Origin of the sequence: Luteolibacter luteus, assembly GCF_012913485.1 — a bacterium.
GTDB lineage: Bacteria > Verrucomicrobiota > Verrucomicrobiia > Verrucomicrobiales > Akkermansiaceae > Haloferula > Haloferula lutea.
The window spans coordinates 6,315,833-6,338,803 of record NZ_CP051774.1; the positions used below are offsets into that span (position 1 = coordinate 6,315,833).

The following is a 22,971-nucleotide window of genomic DNA, read 5'->3' on the forward strand; positions in this document are numbered from 1 at the left end:
CTTCCCGAGAATTCGGCACTCGCCCTGCTCTGGTGCTTCGTGCTGGATCGTCCAGCGCCCCACCTTCACCATCCTCCCATGGCAGAGCGTCTCGCAGGTCTCCTCCTTCCCGCCTTTTCCCCGCGCCGCGAGGGGGATCTCGGCATCGGCGATACCCGCGCGATGCGAATCTGGATCGATCACTGCGCGGCGAACGGCATCGGCTTCCTCCAGCTGCTGCCGCTGAATGAAACCGGCGGCGATGACAGCCCGTACAATGCCATTTCCTCGGTGGCGCTCGAGCCGCTTTACCTGAGCTTTTCGCCGCAGGATATCCCGGGCTTGGAAGAGAGCGATCTGCCCAATGCCCGCATCGAGCTCGACGAAGCGCTGGTCGCCACGAAGGTGGACTACGCCGCGGTCCGCAAGGTGAAGCGGGCGCTGCTGGAGAAGGCATGGAAGCGCTTCCAGGCCGGCAAGGGCGATGTGGCGTTCTACCGCTTCCGCCGCCAGGAGTCGGCGTGGCTGGAGAACTACTGCGTTTATCGTTGGTTGATGGATGAGGCCGGCGGCAGCGAAGCATGGGACTACTGGCCGGAGGAACGCCGCAGCGTGGAGGGGGCGCTGGCCCACCTGGAAAAACGCCACCGCGAGGACAAGGCGGGCGTGCTCGATCGCCTGGAGTTCTACGCGTGGATCCAGTGGCTCTGCTTCCGCCAATGGCAGGCCGTGCGCGATCATGCCGACAACAAGGGCGTGAAGCTCATGGGAGACATCCCCATCGGCGTGAGCCGCTACTCCGCGGATGTCTTCTTCGGCCGGGAGGATTTCGATCTCGCCTGGTGCGGTGGTGCGCCGCCGGAAACGGTCTTCAAGCATGATCTCTTCATCCAGAAGTGGGGGCAAAACTGGGGAATCCCGCTTTACCGCTGGGACCGCATGCAGGAGCAGGGCTTCCCATGGTGGCGCCAGCGCATCGCGAAGCTCACCGGGATTTTCCACATCTTCCGGATCGATCACGTCCTGGGCTTCTACCGCATCTACTCCTTTCCCTGGCAGCCGCAGCGGAATGCGGAGTTCCTGCCTCTTACCGAGAAGCAGGCGGCAAAGCTCACCGGCGGGCTTCTTCCCGGGTGGGCACCGCGACCGGACGACACGCCGGAGAACAAGGCGCTGAACCGTGCCGATGGCGATGTGCGCCTGCGCATGGCGATCGCTGCCGCAGGGAGCTCCGCGGTGGTCGGCGAGGATCTGGGCAGCGTGCCGGACTACGTGCGCCCGCACCTGGCCTCGCTGGATGTCGCCGGCTTCCGCATTCCGCAGTGGGACTTCGATGACGAGGGCCACGTGATCCCGCCGGAGGAATTCCCGGAGTGTTCCTTCGCCACCTACTCGACGCACGATCACGATTCGCTCCCGGCGCTGTGGTCGAATTTCCACCGCATCATCGCCGATACCGATCCCGAGGCGGATGTGGATGAGCAGGAGCAAGCCGCGGAGTATCTCCGGCTGATGGCGGAATTCGCCGGCATCAAGGAGAGCCTGCCCTATGGACCGGAGGTGAAGGCGGCTCTGTTAGAAGCGCTGCTTTCCTCGCGCTCGCGCTATGCCGCCTTCATGATCACGGATCTCTGCGATCTCACGGACCGGCTGAATTCACCCGGCACCGTGGGTCCTCACAACTGGAGCTTCCGCCTGCCGGAGGAAATGGAAGCCGTGGCGCTGAGGGAACTGAAGAAGCTCCGGCCCTTGCTGGCGAAGTGCGGGAGGTAGTGATTGGGGGGGCAAGGGTGCATTTGGATTTCACCGCGAAAGGGCGCGAAAGAGCGCGAAATTTGAAAGGCAGGAATGCCGAGGCGGGGGCTGGAAGAGTGGTCTAACAGAAATGTAGCGGTGCTTTATGAGCGTCGGGGTTGGTGGCATGGGCTGCATCGGGGGATTGTCGATTTTCTAACAAGTTCGACTGTGGAGGGATCTCATTGCCCGGAGGGCAAATAGCCAATAGCCGGTGGTCGAGCGTAGCGAGAACCACCGGTAGGTCCACGCAGGGAATGGAACCGCGGATGGGGTTCCAGCGATGCGCCCCGATGCCCGGATGGAATTCGTGGAATCCGTGATGCCGAAGGAGTTCCCTGGTAAGTGCGGATCGGGGATATCGAGGTGACTTCCCGCGCGCCGGAACCCCTGCCGGGGTTCGATGTCACTTCCGATCCAACCGGTGGTTTTCGCTGCGCTCGACCACCGGCTATTGGCTGCATGCCCTCCGGGCAATCAGGCCGGATCGGCTGGGACTTGTTAGCTGCGGCCCAGCTACAAGGGACCATTCGCGGACAAGCGGGGGCGCTTGTCCCTGCCTTTGAATGGCGGATTGATGATCCCCCCGATGCGGCTCGTGCCGCGAGTTTGCGACGGTCATAGACCGACGCTACATTTTCTCTCGGACCCGCTCCGGAGGAGCGTGATGGGTGGCATTCCCCGTTTACTTCGGGGCGATGCGGATGCAATCCATCGCTACTTCCAGCGCGAGGTCGGGGCGGCGGTCTTCGACCCACTTCTGGATATCGGACACGGCGGGGTAATCCACCGCTCCGACGTGGCGGAAGCAGCGCGCGTCATCGATCAGCACCACGAAGGGCTGGGTCATGGATGAGGAAAAGATCGCTTCGAGCTCACCCCACACCGGGCAATTCAGGTCGCCTTGGGCGGTGTCGCCACCGGAGTAGTGGCCATCCAGCCAGAAGAGCGTCGGGGCCTTCAGTTCGGAGACGACTTCCGGCATCACCTTTCCGCTGTCGCCCTGGCGCAGATCCACGTTCGACACCCCGGAGAAGCGCTTCTTCGCCTCCTGGTGGAACTTCTCGGAAAGCTCGATCGAGTAAACCTTGCGGAACTCCTTGCGCATGGCCTCCACCGTATCGCCCTTGAATGTGCCGGTCTCCACCAGCACGTCCAGGCCGAAGCGGGCCTTGTAATCCAGCAGCATGTCACGCTTCGCAAGCGGCGGCGGCGGGTCGGGGCGACCGTTCTCGATCCACTTTTTGAATTTCCGTTTCTCTTTGAGCTGCTTGAACCAGGAAGCCATGGGCGGGCAAGGCTAGGCAGGGAAAAGGCGGTGTCCAAGCGGATTTTCCCATCCCCTTGATCTGGAATGCCGGACGCCGGAAAAGCCGGGCTCCCCTGCCCCTCCCGCAGCCCGTTTTCGCTGCGGGAATTTTGGAATTCGGCATTCGTCATTCTCCCCGTTCTACCCTTCCCTCCCTGCGTGCACATCCCCTTCCTCCGCCCGAAGGAAAGCTTCATCACCTGCCGCGATCGTGACGATGGCGGCGGGGCGCAGATCTCGGCGCGGATTTCCGCCATGATCTTGGCCCGCCTGCGCGGCCTCACCTATGCGCACAGCCCGGTCGCGGAGGTCGCCCACGCGCCGGAAGGAATAAGCGCGGCGGACTGGTCCCGGGCCTGGGAGGGCTTTTTCAATCTGGGCACCGGTGAGCCGTCCGCGGCCGAGATCGAGGCCCGCGGCTTCCCGATCCGCCCGGTGCCAAAGCCGCACCGCTTCCTCCCGCGCTCCCGCTGCCTGCAGGTGGTCGCGCATTGCCACAAGGTCACCGACCACCATCCGGAAGCATGGGCCGGGATCGCCCCGCTGCTTCGCGAGCGCTATTTCTTCTCCCAAAAACCCCAGCTCGCGGGCTACGGCACCGGCCAGGTCCAGGTGGCCGTCCACCTGCGCCGCGGCGATGTCGGCTCGACCGGCCGCTTTTCCGAGCGCTTCACCGGCGATGACATCGTGCTGGAGCGGTTGAAGAAGGTCATCGCTGCCATCGGTCCGGACCGCGTGAAGATCCGCCTCTTTTCCCAAGGTGATCCCGGGAGCTTCCAGGCCTTCACCGATCTCGGCGCACAGTTGCACCTTGATGACGATGTCTTCGAAACCTTCCATCACTTCGTCAGCAGCGATGTGCTTTTCGTCGCGAAGAGCACCTTCAGCTACCTCGGCGGGATCATCGGCGGGAATGTCTGCCTCTATGAACCCTTCTGGCATCCCAAGCTGCCGGACTGGCTCCTCCCGGAAGACCTGGACACCCCGCGTCTGGCCGAAGCGCTGGGGAGAAGGCTGCGGGAGAAGTAGCGGCGAAGGGTGAGCGTCGGGCTCCGCAGGAGCGGTCAGGAGAAAATGTAGCGGCGCTCTATGAGCGTCGGTGATTGGCGGCACGGGCCGCATCGGGGGATTTTCTCCAAACGCTTGCGTCCAAAGCCCCGGAGGGGCCATAGCCAATAGCCGGTGGTCGAGCGCAGCGAAAACCACCGGTAGAGATGGAGTGTGAATGGAACCCCGGATGGGGTTCCAGCGATGCGCCCTGATGCCCCGATGAAGTTTGTGGAGCCGGTGATGCCCAGACGGCTTCCGGGTAGGTGCGGAAGGTGGATTTTGAGGTGACTTCCCGCGCGCCGGAACCCCTACCGGGGTTCGATGTCACTTCCGATCCAACCGGTGGTTTTCGCTGCGCTCGACCACCGGCTATTGGCTATTTGCCCTCCGGGCAATCAGACCGGATCAGTTGAACTTGTTAGAGAATCGATGATCTCCCGATGCGGCTCGTGCCGCGAGTTTGCGACGGTCATAGACCGACGCTACATTTCTTTCGGATCGCTCCGGTGAAGCGTGATGGGAGACGCGTTCCTCCCCTACGAGCCTTGCCTAGGCTCCCGCAGACCCTGCAATTCCTCCTGTTTGAATCCTGCAAGTCTTGCGAAGCCCTGAAGGCTTTTCATGCCTGCTTCCCTGACCCCTTTCCATGCCATTTCCCCGAGACGTCTGATAGTCAATAGATCCAAAACATTCGCCCTGTCTGGCACGTGTCATGCGGGTATTTGCGCAAGGTCGCCCCACCCCAGCTGTTACCCACCCCTCATGTTCGTCTTCAGACCTCCTGTTTCCCCCTTTCTGCCCGCATCCGCGTCGGCGGCGCTGTTTTTCGGCGTGCTCGCCTGTCCGGCTGCGGATGAGCCGCGCGACCGCCTGTCCGGCGCCGGTGCTGGTGCTACAGCCGGGATCACTTCCCATAGCACGGTCCAGACCCCGGAAGCCGCACCGGTTCCCGAGCCCTCTCTGGTTCATCTCGGGATGTCCTTGTTCGGCTTCTGCCTGCTGCTGCGCCGGCGCCGCTGAATCATCTCCGATCCTTCCCGTTTTCTTTTCCTTTCAGGCCCCATCCATCACCAGGGGCCGATGACACTTTGTTTCGGTGTGTCGAGACAAGTGGCGTGGTCGTGAAAGCGACCTCGCAAGGGTGCGGCCCCGTCTCCCACGGTAGGGACATCGGGGGGTTACAGGCCGGGCCGCACCCGCATTTTCTTCTCCTTCCTCGGATGCGCTGAGCAGACAGATTGACAGCACCCGGAGACCTGTGCCGAACTCCGATCAAAGGAATGAAGCAGCAGACCGGTCCGATCCGACGCGTGCCCGCCTTGCTGGCGGCGTCAATGACCGCCGTGGTGGTCTGCGGATGCGAGCGCGAGCACGAGCGGAAGGAGCCTCTCAGCTACCCCGAGAAAGAAGCGCCGGCTTCCCTCTACCACGCTAACACCGAGGACGGCATGACGCTGGAAGCGGAGACTGCTTCTTCGGTCAAAAAAGGCGGGCCCATGCCCATGTCGGTCACGCTGACGAACGGGCGTTCCGCTTTGGTCAGCGTGGCGATCTTGGGAGGGGCAGGCGAACTCGGGATCGCGATCGAAGATTCACAGGGCCGCGTGGTGCCGCCCGTGCGGGAGCAGCCGTCATTCATCCGCGGGGGCTCGATGCGAATGGACAATCTCAAGCTGGGGGAAAGCTATCACTGGCAGGTCGATCTGGGTAAATCCTACCGCTTGGAGCCGGGAGATTATAAGGTCTCCATGTCTGCATTCATCTACGAGTATACCCACGAGCCGCTCACGAGCGACACCATCCCCTTGTCCGGCGTGAGGCTGCATGTGACGGAGTGAGATCCCTAGCCGACCCGCGGCGCAGATCACCGGGTCATTTCCTCCACCCACTCCGGCACCAGGTCCCCCGCCTTGCCGCGGCGGCTTTCATGAAACACGCCGCTGGCCGCGCTTGCTTCCAGATTGATCTCCAGGGTCCGTGCGCCTGCATCCCGCGCCAGGGAGACGAAGCCCGCTGCCGGATACACCAGCCCGGAGGTGCCGATGGCCACAAACAGATCGGCAGTGGAAATCGCCGCCGCGATCTCATCGAGGAAGAATGGCATCTCACCAAACCACACCACATGCGGTCGCAGGCAATCGATCCCGCCGCAGGCGCCGCAGATCGAGGCACGGCTCAGGTCCTCCCGGCACACCGCCACCGACTCGCACTCCGTGCAGCGGCTCTTCAGCAGCTCGCCATGCATGTGCAGCACCGCCGGGGATCCGCCGCGCTCGTGCAGGTCATCGATGTTCTGGCTGACCAAAGTCACGCGATGCGCGCGCAGCATCGCCAGCCGGGCCAGCGCCTTGTGCGCGGGGTTCGGATGGATGGTCCCGTCTAACAACTTTGCACGCCGTCCATTGTAGAACTGGTGGACCAGTTGTGGATCGCGCTCGAAGGCTTCCGGTGTCGCCACATCCTCCACGCGATGTCCCTCCCACAGCCCGTCCGGGCCGCGGAAAGTCGGCACCCCGGACTCCGCGGAGATCCCGGCACCGGTGAGGATGACGATATTCATGGGCCGCAGGAAACATTTGTCGTGAGGAAGCGGCAATCAATCTTTCCCTGGGGAGTTCAGGATCTGCAGCGGGGCTGAGGATGAGATGTGGCGGTGGTGGATGAGTGCGGGTGGAGGGAGGCGTGTTCTTCGATGCCCGGCTCGCGCTCCGCAGGTGAGGTCCGAGAGAGAATGTAGCGGCGCTTTTCTAACAAGCTTGGCTGGTCCGGTCTCATTGCCCGGAGGGCAAATAGCCAATAGCCGGTGGTCGAGCGCAGCGAAAACCACCGGTTGGCCCACGCAGAGAATGGAACCCCGGACGGGGTTCCAGCGATGTGCCCCGATGCCCGGATGAAATCCGTGGAATCCGTGATGCCCGGATGGCTTCCGATAGGTGCGGAAGGTGGATCTTGAGGTGCTTCCCGCGCGCCGGAACCCCTGCCGGGGTTCGATATCTCCTCCAACCTAACCGGTGGTTTTCGCTGCGCTCGACCACCGGCTATTGGCTGTTGCCCCTCCGGGGCTTTGGACGCAAGCGTTTGGAGAAAATCCCCCGATGCGGCCAATGCCGCGATCTTCCGACGCTCATAGAGCGACGCTACATTTTATCGTGACCGCTCCTGCGGAGCATCGGAGGCGGGTTTGCGAGCTACCCGCTACACCCCCATCTTCGTGAATCCAAACGCGTTCACTACTTGATTCATACATATCACATCATTCACCCACTTTCCTTTCACCGAAAATTCACATGCCGTTTCCTTCATCGCAATTTCACGCCAAACTTATTGCCGAAAACCCCTTTATTTCTAGCGTCCGCCCCGATGTCTCCAAACCTATCCAAACTCCTCCTGGCGACCGGACTCCTCCTCTCCGCTCCCATGGCTCACGCAGAAGACATGATCTTTGAGGAGATCAATGTTATCAGAAGCAAGTTCGAAGGCGTCGGCGAACTGCTCAATATCGGCGATGGCTCCTTCTATGGATCCGTCACGTGGACGCCCACCTACCGCGGCGGTGCCGTCTTCCGCGTCGCCCCGAATCAGGAACCGGAACTCATCCATGCCTTCGAGGTCACGGAAGAAATCGGCATCCCGGATGCCGGCGGTGCCGGACCTTCCGCGGCGCTGGTCGAAGGACCGGATGGCGCGATGTATGGTGCCACGAAATACGGCGGCGTTTACGGCGCGGGCACCATCTACCGCATCACCTCCGCAGGCGTTTACAGCGTGGTGCGCCACCTCAATCGCACGGAAGTCTGCAACGTCAACTGCCTGACCTGGGGACCGGATGGTTCGCTCTACGGCACCGGCACGTTCTTCCCCATCCCGAATGAAGCGGGCACCGGCATCCTTTTCCGCCTCGATCCGAGCGGCAATTGGGAAAGCCTCTACCAGTTCCCGAACCTAGTGGCTGACTTTGAAAGCCCCAGGGAACCGAACGGCGTCGCGATCGGCAGCGATGGCGAGGTCTATGGCATCACCCGCTGGGGTGGGAAGCCGATCAGCGTCGCGCCCTTCACGATCGTGAGCCACGGTGTCTTCTATCGTCTCGAGGAACCGGGCGAGATCACCGTGCTCGGGAACTTCGGCGAGGAAGAAGACAATCCGCTTTTCATGAGACCCACCGATGGCGGCTTCTACATCACCACCTATGGTGATGTCTCGTACTTCACGAACAGCGGCACGCACACGCTGATCGCCGACTTCGCGACCGAGGGCAAGGGCAACACCGCCACCACGACCGCCTCCGTGATCACGGAAGACGGCTTCTTCGGCATCACCGACCGGGGCGGCGATCATGGCGCGGGCTTCGTCTATCAATACAAGCCGGGCGAAGGCCTGACCTACCTGCACGAGCTGGCGATGGAGTATCGCAGCCGCGACCGCGGTCTCGCGCTGGGGAATGATGGGCAGATCTATGGCTTCGCCGGCTTCCCGGAAAATGAGTTCGGCGCCGCCTTCTCCGGCATGAGCACGGATGCCAGCGCCGTGGACACGAAAGCGGGTACCGGTGGCAAGACCGGCCGCGCCTTCCGTTTCCGCAAGGCCAGCGCCGCCGCCAACCTCGTCCCCGTGGCGAAGCCGGATAGCGCCGTGCTTCCCGCGAAGGCCATCGATGGCAAGCGTGCGGTCACCATCAAGGTGCTCGGCAATGACCGCGATGCCGATCGCGGCGACAAGCTGACCATCACCAGCGTCAGCACGGTGACCGGAGCCACGGTGGAAATCGTCACGCCGAAGAAGGGTGCGCAGAGCATCCGCTTCACCACCGCCGCCGCCGAGCCTGTGGGCGCGGAGTTCACCTATGAAGTGTCCGATGGCAAGGGCGGCACCGCCACCGGCACCGTGACGGTGCTCGCACCGGCCAGCGGCAAATTCGCCGGCACCGCCACCGCAGTCGGCGAGCAGCTGACGGCAGCGCTGTCGATCGTGGTGGACAAGAAGAACGGCGTGTCCGCGGTTTTCAATGAGTCCGGGAAGAAATTCACGGGCAAGGGCCAGCTCGGCACCGATGACACCGCGGTGATCACGCTGAAGTCGAAGGGTCAGGATCCCTACACCCTGCAGGTCTCACTGGAGCGCGGCACGGAACGCGAGATCGATGCCACCCTCACCAATGGCGACACCAGCTTCACCGCCACCTGCACTCCGGTGGTGAAGAAGAAGAAGTGAGCATTTCCAGGTTGCAATAGGCTGCAATGGCAAGGCCCATGTGTCCGGTAGTGGGGCACATGGGCCGATTGTTTTTTGTGGTGGTGGTGGTGGTGAGCTCGCAGCGGATCTCCTGCCCGGAGGGCAAATAGCCAATAGCCGGTGGTCGAGCGCAGCGAAAACCACCGGTAGGTCCACGCATGAAATGGAACCCCGAACGGGGTTCCAGCGATGTGCCCTGATGCCCGGATGAAGATCGCAGAATCCGTGACGTCCAAGGAGCTCCCGGGTAGGTGTAGAAGGTGAATCTTGAGGTGACTTCCCGCGCACCGGAACCCCGTCCGGGGTTCGATGTCATCTCTCGCCGTACCGGTGGTTTTCGCTGCGCTCGACCACCGGCTATTGGCTATGGCCCCTCCGGGGCATTGCGGAGTCGAACAAGCCCCTTTCCTAGGACTCATCCCCCGCCTACTTCCCGATACAAAAGCTGCTGAAGATCACGCCGAGCACTTCTTCCGCATCCACCTTTCCGGCGATCTCACCGAGGGCCTCCATCGCTTCACGCAGTTCCATGGCGGCGAGTTCGGCGGCTTGGCCGCTTTCTAACAGGACATCCGCCGCCGCGAGGGATGAGGCGGCACGGCGCAGGCAATCCCGGTGCCGCGTGTTGATGGCCACCGCGTGCTCGCCCCAATCGGCTTCACCAAGATCCAAGGCCTCGCGGATCTGCACGCGCAATTGATCGAGACCCTCGCCCGAGCTGCAGGAAAGCCGCACCGCGGGATCGCCGGACCACCCGGCGTGCGGTTCCAGATCCACCTTGTTCAAGACCGTCACCACCCGCGCCGGTGAATCGCCTGGCAGCGCCACCTCGCTCTCCGCCATCGGCAAGGTCGCATCCCTCACCAGCAGGATCAGGTCCGCCCGCTCCGCCTCGCGCAGGGTGCGCCGTATGCCCTCGCGCTCCACGCCGCCGCCCTCGTCACGCAGGCCGGCGGTGTCGATGAGGCGAAGGGGCACGCCATCTAACAAAATCATCTCTTCGATCGTATCGCGCGTGGTTCCCGCTTCATCGCTCACGATCGCGCGTTCGCTGCCGAGCAGCAGGTTCAACAAGCTCGACTTCCCCGCATTTGGCCGGCCGAGGATCACCGTCCGCACGCCCTCGCGCAGGATCCTCCCCTGCTCCGCCGTCGCCAGCAGCCGCGCGATCCCGGCCTGCGCCGCGGCGATGCGGGTGCGGAAGACTTCACCGGTATCCGGGTCGATGTCCTCTTCCGGGAAATCGATCCACGCTTCCAAGTGCGCGACCAGGCCGATCAGGTCCGTGCGCAATTGCTCGGTCTGCCGGCCGATCCCGCCTTCCAGCTGTTCATGCGCGGCACGCAGCGCCAGATCACTCTGGGCGGAGATGAGATCCATGACGGCCTCCGCCTGGGTCAGATCCAGCTTTCCATTCAGGAAGGCGCGCTCGGTGAATTCCCCCGGGCCTGCCTGGCGCGCGCCGCATTCCAAGAGACGCTCCGTGATCCGTCGCACGATCAGGCGGCCGCCGTGACATGCGATCTCCACCACCGGCTCCCCGGTGAAACTGCGATTGTCGCGAAAAACCGTCAGCAAGACATCATCGATGATGTGCCCCGCCGCATCCCGCACCTTCGCCCGCGTCGCGCGGCGCTCCACCGCACGACCCGCCGCGCCTTGGCAAGCATCGTCCGCGATCGCCTCCGCCTGCGGCCCGGAAAGCCGGATCAGGCCGACCGCCGAGGTCCCCCCGCCGCTCGCCAATGCTACGATGGTTCCAGTAGTTGCGGCGTGTGTCATGGCGGATGGAGTCACGGGCGTGCGGATGCGGAGGAGCCAGTCTCGGGGCGAGGCGGATTTCGGCAAGCGAAAGCTCACGCGGCTTGTGGCGCTTCTTTTGCCAAAGGAAAGCGGTCCCGGTGTCCATTGCCCGGAGGGCATACAGCCAATAGCCGGTGGTCGAGCGTAGCGAAAACCACCGGTAGACCACGCAGAGGATTGAACCCCGGACGGGGTTCCAGCGATGTGCCCCGATGTCCTGATGAAATGGCGGGAATCCGTGATGCCCAAGGAGCCTTCGGGTAAGTGCAGAAGGCGGATCTTGAGGTGGACTTCCCGCGCGCCGGAACCCCTGCCGGGGTTCCATTTCGCCTCCAACGTAACCGGTGGTTTTCGCTGCGCTTGACCACCGGCTATTGGCTATTTGCCCTCCGGGCAATCGACCGGACCAGCGGAAGATTTTTAGGAAATCGCTGATCAATCGATGCGGCCCATGCCGCCAAAGTGCGACGGTCATAGACCGCCGCTACATTTTCTTTCCGGACCGCTCCTGCGGAGCACGCCTGCGACGCGTTACTTCGCCGTGGGTACGGCCTGTCCGCCGATCCCGAGGAATTCCCAGCAGATGAACCTCTTCACCACCAGCCGCGGGCTCGCCTCGTGGGTCCACTCCAGCTCCAGCGTGGCGGTCTTCGTCTCCCGCTTGGCACCGGGCACGCCGCGCCAGTTCAGCAGGGAGAGCGATTTCCCCAGTTCGGAATCCACCGCCACCTCCACCCGCACGGAGTCCGTGAGGTGCGCCGGGTCCACCAGGCGATACGTCTTCGTCCCCTGCGCCGCGCGTCCGCGCTCCGGCACATCCTCCATCACGAAGAGACGGAAGATCGAACTGTGGCCCGGGTCCGGCAGCTCGGTGAAAGTACGGAAGGTACGGTACTTCGTCTGCACGAAGGTCTCCCAATCGATCTTCAGGCCATCCGGCTCGCGCTTGAAGAAGAGCTCCACCTTCACCGGGTCCGATGAAAAATTGGAGGCCTTCGCCATCGTGGAAAGCAGCAGACCCGGCTCCTCCAGGCCGAACTGGACCTCGATCGGGGCCAGCGGGCGGAAGAACTCCCGCATCTCGAACTGCGGCGGCTGGTCATAGACCATGCGGAAAATCCCGCGCTTCTGGTCCGCAGCCGGCAGCTTCGCCATCGCGAATCCAGACATCGGCGTATCGCTGTCATCGATCGCGTCCGGGCCGTAGAATTGATTCATCGTCGGCAGCAGCTCGCTCCCGCGGATCGCGTAGGCCGCCTTTCCGGATGCCGTGGTGGCCGAGAGGAAAGAGCCGAGCACCTGCTTCGCCTCCTCTTGCCAGCCGACTTCGGAATACTGGGACTCCCGGATCTTTTGCTCCACCGCGGGATTCACCGCCACGGCTTCCACGCGTGGCTTTCCGTGGTTCATCACGAACCACAGGGCCGCGCCCCCGCCCGCGACGAGCAGGAGCAAAATCAACATGATCGGCAGCAGCAGGCTCTTCTTCTGCTTCGGTGCCTTCTTCGCATTCACCTTCTCCCGATCCCGCAGGATGTCCGGCGCGGCGGTGTAATCCGGTGGCGGCACGGATGCGGGCGCAGCGGCCGCCTGAGCTTGCGGTTGGGGCTGCGGCTGTGGCTGAACTTCGGGTTGAAGCTGCGGCTGAACTTCACTCGGCGCGGGGGCCGGTGCTGAAACTGGTGCTGGAGCTGCCGCCTGGGGCCGTGGATCGCTGGCAGCCTGGCCGTAGGGCGGATAGGCGGCGATGGGCTCTTGCTGCTGCGGCGGATGAGTCCCGGCGGGTGGCTGCGACTGCGGCTGGGACGCGGCTGCGCCCTGACCATAGGGCGGGTAGGCCGCGACAGGCTGCTGAGGTGGGGCCTGCGGCTGGACCGGGGCGGGAGTCCTCGCCGCGGTAGGCATCGCCCCCAAGGCCTCCTCGCCGAGGCCGATCGAAATCTTCACCGGGACCGGTCGCGCCGGAGCTACCGGCACTTCTTGGATCGGCGCGTGCGGGTGGTAGGCGGCGGCGACGGAGGCACCGTAGCCGGGTGTCTCCTGCGGCGGGGCGGGCACCGGAGTGGCGGTCGGCACGGGTGCCGGGGCCGCGGGAATCGCCTCATGCAGGCCAATCGGCACGATCACGCGCTGCGGAGCGAGCGGATTCGCCGGGACCGGGGGCGCGTCTTCCGGAGGGGGCGGCAGGACCGGGTTCAGTCCGATCGGCACGATCACCCTCTGCGGTGCAGCAGGAGTCACCGGTTCTTGGTAAGCAAACACTTGCTCCTTTTCTTCCGGTGGCGTCGGAGGCGTCGGATTCAGCCCGATGGGCACGATCACGCGCTGCGGCGGAGCGGGCGCGGGCTCGGCTTTCTTCACCGGGGCCTCGTAAATTTGGACGGGCGGCACCGTTTCGGGGGGAGGCGCGGCGGACTCGCTGACTCTGGCAAGCGGGGTCTCCTCCGGAGGCGGCGGCGGCACCGGATTCAGACCGATCGGCACGATCACGCGCTGCGGCGTGGCGGGCCGCTGCGGCGCGGCGGCCGGAACCGGCTGGGGCTCCGGCTCGCGTTTCGGCTCCGCTTTCGGGACCACGGCGGCGACCGGTGTCGCCTCGGGTTCCGGCTTCGGCTCGGGCTCTGGAGATTTCGCCACCGGCACCGCGATGGGGACCGGGACCGCGACCGGCTCCGGGGCTTTTTCGAGTACCTCGGGTTCGGGCACTTTCGCCACCACGACGGGCTCTGGCTCCGGCTCGGGAGTCGGCACCACCACGGGCTCGGGCACGGGGACCTTCGCCACCGGCACCGCTTCCGGCTCCGGGGTCTTTTCGAGCACCACCGGATCAGGCGTCGGCTCAGGGAGCAGCTCCGGATCGGGAAGAGAGATGACGGAAACAGGCTCGGGAGCGAGAGCGGGCTTTGGCTTGGGCTCCGGCTCTGGTTTGGGCTCTGGGGCTTTCGCCACCACCACGGGGTCGGGTTTCGATTCCGGGGCTGGCGCGGGCGCGGGTTCCGGGTCGGGAATCGTGACGATCGAAACGGGTTCGGGCGCGGGGGGCTGCGGCGCGGGTTGAGGCACCGGCTGCGGCTCGGGGGCCTTCGCCACCACGGGCGCGGGAGCAGGCGCGGGTTCCGGTTCGGAAATCGGTGGTGCTTCCGGGACGGCTGGCGCTTGCGCGACGGGTGTCGCCTCTTGGGTCCGCGATTCTCCCGGGCCGCCCCATGGTCCCCGCCCCTGCGAAGGAGAGCTCGGCGGCGTGGAAACGGGTGGCATCACCGGCTCCGGGGCCGGCGTGGAAACCGGCGTCGCCGCGCGTGCCGATGGCGGCAAAGGTGGCGGACCGGCCGGGACCGGAGTGGAAGCGGGTGCCGGTGCGGGCGATGGAGCGGGTGCTTGTTGGGCTGGTGTCGGTGCCGGTGCCGGTGCCGCGACGGGCACTTCGACCTTTTCCTTCACGACCGCGACCGCGGGGACTTCCACCTTGGCACTCACCTGTTGGACCGGCGGCTTGTCGTCCTCCGGTCCGGGCGAAGTGATCGTGGTCCCGCAATGCGGGCAAGGCCCCGTCATCGGAGGCAGGTCTTTTGGCACAAGTATTTTTCCACTGCAATGACTGCAGCGGAACTCGCGCTGGTTCTGGAAGGCGACAGATCCCGGCATTTTCCTTATTCTACGCCGTTAGAGATAGTCACCCTCCCGACCACTGTCAAACCGTGCGAATTGCGATCGTGAAAAGAGATGGGGATGGGATGCCGGAGATGGGAGGGGCAAGTCCCTGCTATGAGTGTGGCGGGGGATGGTCTATTGGCCGGAGAGAGGCTGGTTTCATTTGCCCGGAGGGCATGCAGCCAATAGCCGGTGGTCGAGCGTAGCGAAAACCACCGGTTAGGTCGGAAGTGATATTGAACCCCGGCAGGGGGTTCCGGCGCGCGGGAAGTCACCTCGATATCCCCCCATCCGCACCAACCCGAAGGTTTCTTGGGCATCACGAATCCACGAATTTCATCCGAGGATCGGGGCACATCGCTGGAACCCCTTCCGGAGTTCAATCCCGCGCTCGGATCTACCGGTGGTTTTCGCTGCGCTCGACCACCGGCTATTGGCTATTTGCCCTCCGGGCAATCGATTCGCCATGCTTCCCAGGCAATCGATTCGCCATGCTTCCCAGGCAATCGATTCGCCATGCTTCCCAGGCAATGAATCGTATCGTGCCGACGGGAAGGTTTTCGATCAACAATCCCCTTGGACGGCTTCAATCCAAATATCGCTCGTCATAGGTCACCCCGGCTTTTTCAAGAAACTCCACCAGTTCCTCCCGGAAGGTTTTCACCCGATGATGTTCTTCCTGCCCGGCGATGTACTGTTGAACCGTCTTTACCTTGGAAGCACTGACGGAAAATCCCGCGTAGCCCTCTTGCCACTTGAATCCTGTTTGGGTGGTGTTCTCCGCCACCCAAATGGACGAAGAGCGCTTCAATTCGCGCGCCACATCGGCGAGGCAATGGGTGGCTTTCAACGATGCAAGGACGTGGACGTGATCGGCCGTACCACCGATGCCCATGGGTTTTCCCTCCAGACCGCGGAGGATACCGCCCATGTATTCGTGAAGGCGTTCGCGCCATTCGGGAAGGATGGTGGCCTCGCGGAGCTTCGTGGAAAAGATCAGGTGATAGTACAAGCTGATATAGGTGGAAGGCACGTGAAGGTATCTAACATCACATCAGAGGCAGAGGAAGGTGAATTGAATTGAACCGAGGTGGAGAGCCCCCCTTGCCATTGCCCGGAAGGGTGGCGAATCCATTGCCCGGAGGGCATGCAGCCAATAGCCGGTGGTCGAGCGCAGCGAAAACCACCGGTAGATCCACCCATGAAATTGGACCCCGGATGGGGTTCCGGCAATGCGCCCCGATACCCGGATGAAGTTCGCGGAGCCGTGATGCCGAAGAAACCTTCGGGTTGGTGCGGAAGGTGGATGTCGAGGTGACTTCCCGCGCGCCGGAACCCCTGCCGGGGTTCGATGTCACTTCCGACCCGACCGGTGGTTTTCGCTGTGCTCGACCACCGGCTATTGGCTATTTGCCCTCCGGGCAATGGGACCGGACCAGGGGGAAACCTGTTAGGACCGGCCCGGCTCCGAGGGACCATCCGCGGACAAGCGGGAGCGCTTGTCCCTACCTTTGAATGGTGGATTGATAATCGAGAGAGATGCGGCGTGTTGGCGCGAGACTGGTGAGGGATCTCATTGCCCGGAGGGCATGCAGCGAATAGCCGGTGGTCGAGCGCAGCGAAAACCACCGGTAGGTCCACGCATGGAATTGAACCCCGGATGGGGTTCTGGCAATGCGCCCCGATACCCGGATGAAGTTCGCAGAGCCGTGATGCCGAAGAAACCTTCGGGTTGGTGCGGAAGGTGGATATCGAGGTGACTTCCCGCGCGCCGGAACCCCTGCCGGGGTTCCATCTCGCCTCCAACATAACCGGTGGTTTTCGCTGCGCTCGACCACCGGCTATTGGCTATTTGCCCTCCGGGCAATGAGACCGGCCCTGCCACCGGGCAATGAGACCGGCCCTGTCTCCGGGCAATGAGACCGGCCCTGTCTCCGGGCAATGAGACCGGCCCTGTCTCCGGGCAATGAGACCGGCCCTGTCTCCGGGCAATGAGACCGGCCCTGTCTCCGGGCAATGGGACCGGCCCTGTCTCCGGGCAATGGGACCGGCCCTGCCTCCGGGCAATGGGACCTTCCTCACACCGCCGCGGCCATCACCGAGTCCATCACCTCCAGGCAACGGCGGTTCTGCTCGGGCGTGCCGATGGAAATGCGGACCCAGTCCGGCAGCTTGTAGCCGCTCATGGCGCGGATGATCACGCCTTGCTTCAGCATGTCGCGGAAGAGCTTGTCGCCCTCACCCACCTTCACGAGGATGAAGTTCGCGACGCTCGGCACATACTCGAGGCCGCGCTCCTTGAAGGCCGCTTCATAGAAAGCCAGGCCTTCCTTGTTGATCGCCCTTGTCTTCGCGACGTGATCGGCATCTTCCAGCGCGGCGAGGGCGCCGGCCTGGGCGATGGCGTTCGTGTTGAATGGCTGGCGAGCTTTCTGGAGAATCTCCGCGACGCCCTTCGAACAGAGGCCGTAGCCAATGCGCAGAGCGGCGAGACCGTGGATCTTCGAGCAGGTGCGCAGCACCGCCACATTGCGGCCTTCACGCACGTACTTCAGCACATCCGGCGCATCATCGAGGAACTCGTGATACGCCTCGTCAAAGGCCACCACCACGTGATCCGGAACGCGGGCCATGAAACGGTCCAGCGCTTCCTGGCCGACGACGGTGCCGGTCGGGTTATTCGGATTCGCGATGAAGACGAGGCGCGTGTTCGGCGTGATCGCATCCGCCATCGCCTCCAGATCGTGGACGAAATTCGGATCCGGCACTTCCACGTACTTCGCGCCGAAGAGGGTCGCCATCAGCTTGTAGACGACGAATGCGTGCTCCGCGGCGATGAGTTCCGCCTGCGGATTCAGGAAGCTGTGGCAGAGCAGCTCGATGATTTCATTCGAGCCGTTTCCGAGCACGACGTTGGAGATATCCATGTCGAAGCGCTTCGCGATGGCGGTGCGCAATTTCCAGCCGCCACCATCCGGGTAAATATGCGACTCACCGAGCGCCTTCTCCATCGCCGCCTTCGCCAGCGGCGAGGGTCCCAGGGGATTTTCATTGGACGCGACCTTCACGATGTCTGCCGGGTTCAGCCCCAGCTCGCGTGCGGTTTCTTCGATGGGCTTGCCGGGCTCGTAGGCGATGAGATCGCAGACGAAGCGGTTGGCGGATTGCTCGATGGCCATGCCGCAGGCTAGGCGGGGCACCGGCGGGGGGCAAGAGCGGAGAGGAAGTTCGGGCCGCGCCTGCGGAGCGAGGGGTCCGGTGCATCGAAATCACCCCTCGACCGCGGGCCATTCCTCATATCTCATCTGCGCGCCTCCACCCCATGTTTTCCACCCGCCCCCTCCTGCCTCTCCTCCTCGCCGCCGCCGGGATCTCGAGTCTTCCGGCTGCTTCCACGCCCCTCTCCCTCGTCATCCGGGAAGACCAGCGGCTGAGCGTCTCCGGCCTGCCCGCGGAACTCGCCGCGAAGAGCTTCGGCGGACAACTCCAGGTCAGCGGAAATACCGCCATCTTCCTCGGCAGCGGCATCCAGGAAAACTCCGTGGAGCTCGGCGTCTACGTCTACGTCTTTGAAAACGGCAGCTGGAATTTCCAGCAGCGCATCCTGGGCAACTACGTCCCGCCGAATTCCGAGTTCGGACACGCCATCGCCATCGATGGGGATACCATCGTCATCAGCGCCTCCGCCGCGCCGAATGGCGCGATCCAGAATGCCGGCTGCCTGCTCGTCTACACCCGCAACAATGGCGTCTGGGATCTGCAGGCAAAGCTCCACGCGAAGGACTCCGCCACCGGGGATTTCCTCGGCGATGGCATCGCGATCCATGACGATACCATCCTGACGCTCGCCCATGGCGACATCAACAACTCCGGGAACAACGCGGGGAATGCCTACATTTTCCATCGCGCGAATGGCATCTGGACCCAGCAGGCCGATCTGCCGACGAGCACCGCCATGCTTTCGACGAGTCCTTATGAAGAGCGCCCGCTCCGCGTCGCCCTCCATGGGGATGTGGCCGTGGTTGGCTCGCCCTTCGATGAAGATCACGGGGCAGCCGCGGGCGGAAAGGTTTTCGTCTTCGGCCGCAGGGGTTCTGTCTGGACGGCAGGCGCCCCGCTCGTCTTGACCCCCACTCCCCAGCCCTACGAATTCGCCGGCACCACCGTCGCCACGGATGGCAGGACGATCCTAGTAGGCGCGGTGCAGGGCGGTGTGACCGGTGGCGAGGGCAAGGTCTATGTCTGCCGCTTGCAGAACTCCGGCGCATGGCAGACGGAGCAAGTCCTCACGGATGGCAATAGCGATGCCATCGATGCCATCCAGCGCTTCGGCTCCACGCTGGACATCGAGGACGATACCCTGCTCATCGGCGGTCCCGGTGCCAGCAGTGATGGCCTGGGCACGCAGGCTGGCTCCGCCTTTGTCTTCCGCCGCGATGCGCAGGGCTCATGGCAGCAGCTGCGCCGCTTGCTCCCGGAGGGCACCGACAATGGCGGCACGGGCTTCGGCTCCGCGATGGCCCTGCATGGCCGTGACTCGATGCTCATCGCCAGCAAGGAAGAAGATGGCACGATCACCTTTGACCCCACGCTGAACAATCGCGGTGTGATCCTTTCGCTGAGCCTGATCACGCCCCAGGGCATGCCGCTCTACCTGCTGACCCGGGCGGACAAGAATCACGACGAATTCCTGTCCACGCACGAGTGGGATACCTACTTCCCCGTCGATCGCCTCACCGCGACCGTCTTCGGCATGATCGATGCGAACCGCTCCGAAGGCGTCGACTATCTGGAGCTGGATGCCGCGCTGGCCGATCCCGCCGCGCCGCGTGCCTACCATCTCTGGATGGATTACCTGGAGATGACATCGGAGCTCGATGCGGATGGCGACCTGCTGCTCAGCCGTGATGAATTGCTTTCCATGTATCCGCCGGGCAAGGCAGGTGCGAAGAAGACGGATGCCTTCCTCAAGCGACTGAAGATTTCCTCCTCGCCGACCATCCCGCAATGGTTCCGCGGCAAGGGCCTGCCGACCATGGCGCAATACGATGCCGCGATCCTTGCGCGGAGCCAGCGCGGTGAACTCGCGGCGCAGCTGGATACGGATGAGGATGGCCAGGTGAGCCGCCAGGAGTTCGCCGCCCTTTTTCCGGTGAAGGTGGCCGTGGGGAAAGTCGATGCAGCCTGGAGATCCGCCACTGGCACGCCGAAGAAGGTCGCGCTGCCTGCGGAGATTTCGATCGGGGGGTTTATCGAGGCCCCCGTGCTTCCGAAGGTGAAGAAGTAGGCCGCGAGATGCTCCGCAGGAGCGGTCCGAAAGAAAATGTAGCGGCGCTCTATGAGCGTCGGACTTTGGCGGCATGGGCCGCATCGGGCGATGTTCGCTTCATGCTCCGCAGGAGCGGTCAGGGAGGGATGTAGCGGCGCTCTATGAGCGTCGGACTTTAGCGGCATGGGCCGCATCGGGGGATTTTCGCATCATGCTCCGCAGGAGCGGTCAGGGAGGGATGTAGCGGCGCTCTATGAGCGTCGGACTTTAGCGGCATGGGCCGCATCGAGCGGTTTTCGCCAAACGCTTGCGTCCAAGGCCCCGGAGGGGGCCATAGCCAATAGCCGGTGGTCGAGCGCAGCGAAAACCACCGGTTGGGTCGGAGGCGATATTGAACCCCGGCAGGGGTTCCGGCGCGCGGGAAGTCACCTCAAGATCCGCTTCCGCACTTACTAGGGAACTCCTTCGGCATCACGGATTCCACGAACTTCATCCAGGCATCGGGGCACATCGCTGGAACCCCGTCCGGGGTTCCATTCTCTGCGTGGGCCAACCGGTGGTTTTCGCTGCGCTCGACCACCGGCTATTGGCTGATTGCCCTCCGGGCAATGAGACCGGACCAGTCGAACTTGTTAGAGAATCGATGATCCTCCGATGCGGCTGATGCCGCGAGTTTGCGACGGTCATAGACCGACGCTACATTTTCTCTCGGACCGCTCCGGTGGAGCGTGATGGGTGGATCCCCCGATGCGGCCTGTGCCGCCAATCACCTACGCTCATAGAGCGCCGCTACATTTTCTTTCGGACCGCTCTTGCGGAGCCCTCGTCCCACGCCTCGAAATCGCCCCTCGACCGGATGCCATTCCTGATATCTCATCCGCGCGCCCTCACGCATGTTTTCCATCCGCTCCGTCTCCCCTCTCCTCGCCGCTGCCGGGATCTGTATTCTCCCTGCCGCGACGCCGCTTTCCCTGGTGACCCGGGAAGACCAGCGCCTGAGCGTCTCCAGCCTGCCCGCGGAATTCGCGGCGAAGAGCTTCGGCGGACGACTTCAGGTCAGCGGGGATACCGCCGTCTTCCTCGGCAACAGCACCGGGCCGAGGTATTGGGAAAAAAGCGTCTATATCTACGTCTTTCAAAACGGCAGCTGGACCTTCCAGCAGTGCATCCCGGGGAACGTGGTCGGAGAGTATTCCGAATTCGCCCACTCCATCGCCCTCTCCGGAGACACCCTCGTGGTCAGCGCCCCCTACGAGCCGAAGGGCGAGCTCCCGGGTGCCGGCTGCCTCCTCGTCTATGAGCGTCACAACGGGACATGGACCCTCCAGACAAAGCTCTTCGCGGAGGACGCCGCCAAGGATGATTCCCTCGGCGATGGCGTGGTGATCGATGGGGATACGATCATGAGCCTCGCCCACGGCGGCCTCAACAACTGGGGTGGAAATGCGGGCAGCGCCTACTTCTTCCATCGCCAGAATGGTATCTGGACCCAGGGTGCCGAATTGCCGACCCCGCGCAGCACGCAGGACCGGCCGTCCTCGTCTCCGCTCCGCCTGGCACTTTCCGGGGATCACGCCGCGGTTGGCTTTTCCTTCGGTTACTACCAGGGGAAACTCGGTGCCGGGCAAGTCTTCCTCTTCCGCCGCGAGGGTGGCGTCTGGTCGCCGGATGGCATCCTCGCCTCGCCGGACGGCCCGAAGGATTACGAGTTCTTCGGCAGCAGCCTGGCCATGGATGGCGAGACGCTTCTGGTGAGCGCCGTGCAAGGCGGCGCGGCCGGTGGCGAGGGAAAGGCCTTCACCTACCGGAAGCTCCCGGACGGCGGATGGGAATACACGGGAAAACTCGACGATGGCACGCCGGATTACAGCGAGTCGATGATGCGCTTCGGATCTACGATGGTCGTCGTAGGAGACACCGCGGTGATCGGCGGGCCGAATGCCAGCCACGATCTTCGCGGGCTGGATGCCGGCTCGGCCTTTGTCTTCCGCCGCAATCAGAACGGCAGCTGGGATCGCCTCCGCCGCCTGCTCCCGGAGGGGACGGACAATAGCGGCACGGGCTTCGGCTCCACGATGGCTCTCCATGGCCGCGACTCCCTGCTCATCGTCGGCGCGGAAGACGATGGCACCATCACCTACGAACCGTGGCGGAACAATCGCGGCGTGGTCATTTCCCTGAGCCTGATCACGCCCGAGGGCCTGCCGCTCCGCGTGCTGAACCTGGCGGACACGAATCACGACGAGACCCTCTCCCCGCTCGAGTGGGACCAGCTTTTCCCCGTCGATCGCCTTACCTCGACCGTGTTCGGCACGATCGATTGGAATCGCAGCTCCAGTGTGGACTATCTCGAGTTGGACCTCGCCCTGGCCGATCCCGCCGCGCCGCCTGCTTATCATCTCTGGATGGATTACCTCCAGGCATCTTCGGAGCTCGATGCCGATGGCGACCTGCGGCTTAGCCGCGATGAATTGCTTTCCATGTATCCGCCGGGGAAGACCGGAGCGAAGCAGGCCGATGCTTTCCTCAAGCGACTGAAGATCCCGGCACCGATCACCACCGCGCAGTGGTTCCGCGGCAAGGGCCTGCCGACCATGGCACAATATGATGCCGCGATCGTTGCGCGGAGCCAGCGCGGTGAACTCGCGGCGCAGCTGGATACAGATGAGAATGGTCAGGTGAGCCGCCAGGAGTTCGCTGCTCTGTTTCCGGTGAAGGTGGCGGTGGGGAAAGTCGATGCGGCCTGGAGATCCGCCACTGGCACGCCGAAGAAGGTCGTCGCGCCTGCGGAGATTTCGATCGCGGGTTTTATCGAGGCCCCCGTGCTTCCGAAGGTGAAGAGGTAGGCTCCGCGAGATGCTCCGCAGGAGCGGTCAGGGGAAAA

At 63.7% G+C, this 22,971-nt stretch carries 13 protein-coding genes; 7 read left to right on the top strand and 6 right to left on the bottom strand.

All coding sequences use genetic code 11. The annotated features are described in order from the left end of the window. Window positions 1–78: 78 nt before the first annotated feature. Window positions 79–1,752, top strand: coding sequence for a 4-alpha-glucanotransferase (locus tag HHL09_RS25945; RefSeq protein WP_169457560.1), 1,674 nt, complete (start codon window positions 79–81; stop codon window positions 1,750–1,752). A gap of 706 nt (window positions 1,753–2,458) precedes the next feature. On the opposite strand, the gene HHL09_RS25950 is transcribed toward HHL09_RS25945, so the two are convergent. Further along, window positions 2,459–3,061, bottom strand: a complete 603-nt coding sequence (locus HHL09_RS25950) for a class I SAM-dependent methyltransferase (RefSeq protein WP_169457561.1) — start codon at window positions 3,059–3,061, stop codon at window positions 2,459–2,461. 180 nt (window positions 3,062–3,241) lie between these two features. On the opposite strand from HHL09_RS25950, the gene HHL09_RS25955 reads away from it, so the two are divergent. From HHL09_RS25955 to HHL09_RS25965, 3 genes are all read left to right on the top strand, one after another. Then, complete coding sequence (locus HHL09_RS25955; RefSeq protein ID WP_169457562.1) at window positions 3,242–4,111, top strand: hypothetical protein; 870 nt, start codon at window positions 3,242–3,244, stop codon at window positions 4,109–4,111. A 783-nt stretch (window positions 4,112–4,894) separates the two neighbouring features. Further along, window positions 4,895–5,152, top strand: coding sequence for a hypothetical protein (locus HHL09_RS25960; RefSeq protein ID WP_169457563.1), 258 nt, complete (start codon window positions 4,895–4,897; stop codon window positions 5,150–5,152). A 260-nt stretch (window positions 5,153–5,412) separates the two neighbouring features. Further along, window positions 5,413–5,970, top strand: coding sequence for a hypothetical protein (locus HHL09_RS25965; RefSeq protein WP_169457564.1), 558 nt, complete (start codon window positions 5,413–5,415; stop codon window positions 5,968–5,970). Window positions 5,971–5,996: 26 nt separating this feature from the next. Here the strand turns inward: HHL09_RS25965 and HHL09_RS25970 are convergent, their stop codons facing one another. After that, window positions 5,997–6,692: an NAD-dependent deacylase gene (locus tag HHL09_RS25970; RefSeq protein ID WP_169457565.1), complete on the bottom strand. Its 696-nt coding sequence runs from the start codon at window positions 6,690–6,692 to the stop codon at window positions 5,997–5,999. An 857-nt stretch (window positions 6,693–7,549) separates the two neighbouring features. On the opposite strand from HHL09_RS25970, the gene HHL09_RS25975 reads away from it, so the two are divergent. After that, a complete protein-coding gene (locus HHL09_RS25975; protein ID WP_169457566.1) occupies window positions 7,550–9,343 on the top strand; it encodes a choice-of-anchor tandem repeat GloVer-containing protein in 1,794 nt (597 codons plus the stop codon). A 447-nt stretch (window positions 9,344–9,790) separates the two neighbouring features. On the opposite strand, the gene mnmE is transcribed toward HHL09_RS25975, so the two are convergent. The 4 genes from mnmE to hisC all read right to left on the bottom strand — a co-directional run bounded on the left by mnmE (window position 9,791) and on the right by hisC (window position 17,997). After that, window positions 9,791–11,146: a tRNA uridine-5-carboxymethylaminomethyl(34) synthesis GTPase MnmE gene (mnmE, locus tag HHL09_RS25980; RefSeq protein ID WP_169457567.1), complete on the bottom strand. Its 1,356-nt coding sequence runs from the start codon at window positions 11,144–11,146 to the stop codon at window positions 9,791–9,793. Between the two features lie 552 nt (window positions 11,147–11,698). Beyond that, window positions 11,699–14,722 (bottom strand): hypothetical protein, encoded by a 3,024-nt coding sequence (locus HHL09_RS25985; protein WP_169457568.1) that lies wholly within the window; start codon window positions 14,720–14,722, stop codon window positions 11,699–11,701. Window positions 14,723–15,404: 682 nt separating this feature from the next. After that, window positions 15,405–15,851, bottom strand: a complete 447-nt coding sequence (tnpA, locus tag HHL09_RS25990; protein WP_169457569.1) for an IS200/IS605 family transposase — start codon at window positions 15,849–15,851, stop codon at window positions 15,405–15,407. 1,045 nt (window positions 15,852–16,896) lie between these two features. Then, window positions 16,897–17,997, bottom strand: coding sequence for a histidinol-phosphate transaminase (gene hisC, locus HHL09_RS25995; RefSeq protein WP_169457570.1), 1,101 nt, complete (start codon window positions 17,995–17,997; stop codon window positions 16,897–16,899). 143 nt (window positions 17,998–18,140) lie between these two features. Between hisC and HHL09_RS26000 the strand changes: the two genes are divergently transcribed. Together HHL09_RS26000 and HHL09_RS26005 are read left to right on the top strand one after the other, a co-directional pair. Further along, entirely contained in the window at window positions 18,141–20,105 is a 1,965-nt protein-coding gene (locus HHL09_RS26000) for a hypothetical protein (RefSeq protein ID WP_169457571.1), read from the top strand. 875 nt (window positions 20,106–20,980) lie between these two features. Beyond that, entirely contained in the window at window positions 20,981–22,933 is a 1,953-nt protein-coding gene (locus tag HHL09_RS26005) for an FG-GAP repeat protein (protein WP_169457572.1), read from the top strand. The last annotated feature ends 38 nt before the right edge of the window (window positions 22,934–22,971 follow it).

Excerpts from the sequence above, each read along its gene's own strand:
- HHL09_RS25945 (WP_169457560.1), top strand. The coding sequence starts at position 79 with ATGGCAGAGCGTCTCGCAGGTCTCCTCCTTCCCGCCTTTTCCCCGCGC.
- HHL09_RS25950 (WP_169457561.1), bottom strand. The coding sequence starts at position 3,061 with ATGGCTTCCTGGTTCAAGCAGCTCAAAGAGAAACGGAAATTCAAAAAG.
- HHL09_RS25960 (WP_169457563.1), top strand. The coding sequence starts at position 4,895 with ATGTTCGTCTTCAGACCTCCTGTTTCCCCCTTTCTGCCCGCATCCGCG.
- HHL09_RS25965 (WP_169457564.1), top strand. The coding sequence starts at position 5,413 with ATGAAGCAGCAGACCGGTCCGATCCGACGCGTGCCCGCCTTGCTGGCG.
- HHL09_RS25970 (WP_169457565.1), bottom strand. The coding sequence starts at position 6,692 with ATGAATATCGTCATCCTCACCGGTGCCGGGATCTCCGCGGAGTCCGGG.
- HHL09_RS25975 (WP_169457566.1), top strand. The coding sequence starts at position 7,550 with ATGGCTCACGCAGAAGACATGATCTTTGAGGAGATCAATGTTATCAGA.
- mnmE (WP_169457567.1), bottom strand. The coding sequence starts at position 11,146 with ATGACACACGCCGCAACTACTGGAACCATCGTAGCATTGGCGAGCGGC.
- HHL09_RS25985 (WP_169457568.1), bottom strand. The coding sequence starts at position 14,722 with ATGACGGGGCCTTGCCCGCATTGCGGGACCACGATCACTTCGCCCGGA.
- hisC (WP_169457570.1), bottom strand. The coding sequence starts at position 17,997 with ATGGCCATCGAGCAATCCGCCAACCGCTTCGTCTGCGATCTCATCGCC.
- HHL09_RS26000 (WP_169457571.1), top strand. The coding sequence starts at position 18,141 with ATGTTTTCCACCCGCCCCCTCCTGCCTCTCCTCCTCGCCGCCGCCGGG.
- HHL09_RS26005 (WP_169457572.1), top strand. The coding sequence starts at position 20,981 with ATGTTTTCCATCCGCTCCGTCTCCCCTCTCCTCGCCGCTGCCGGGATC.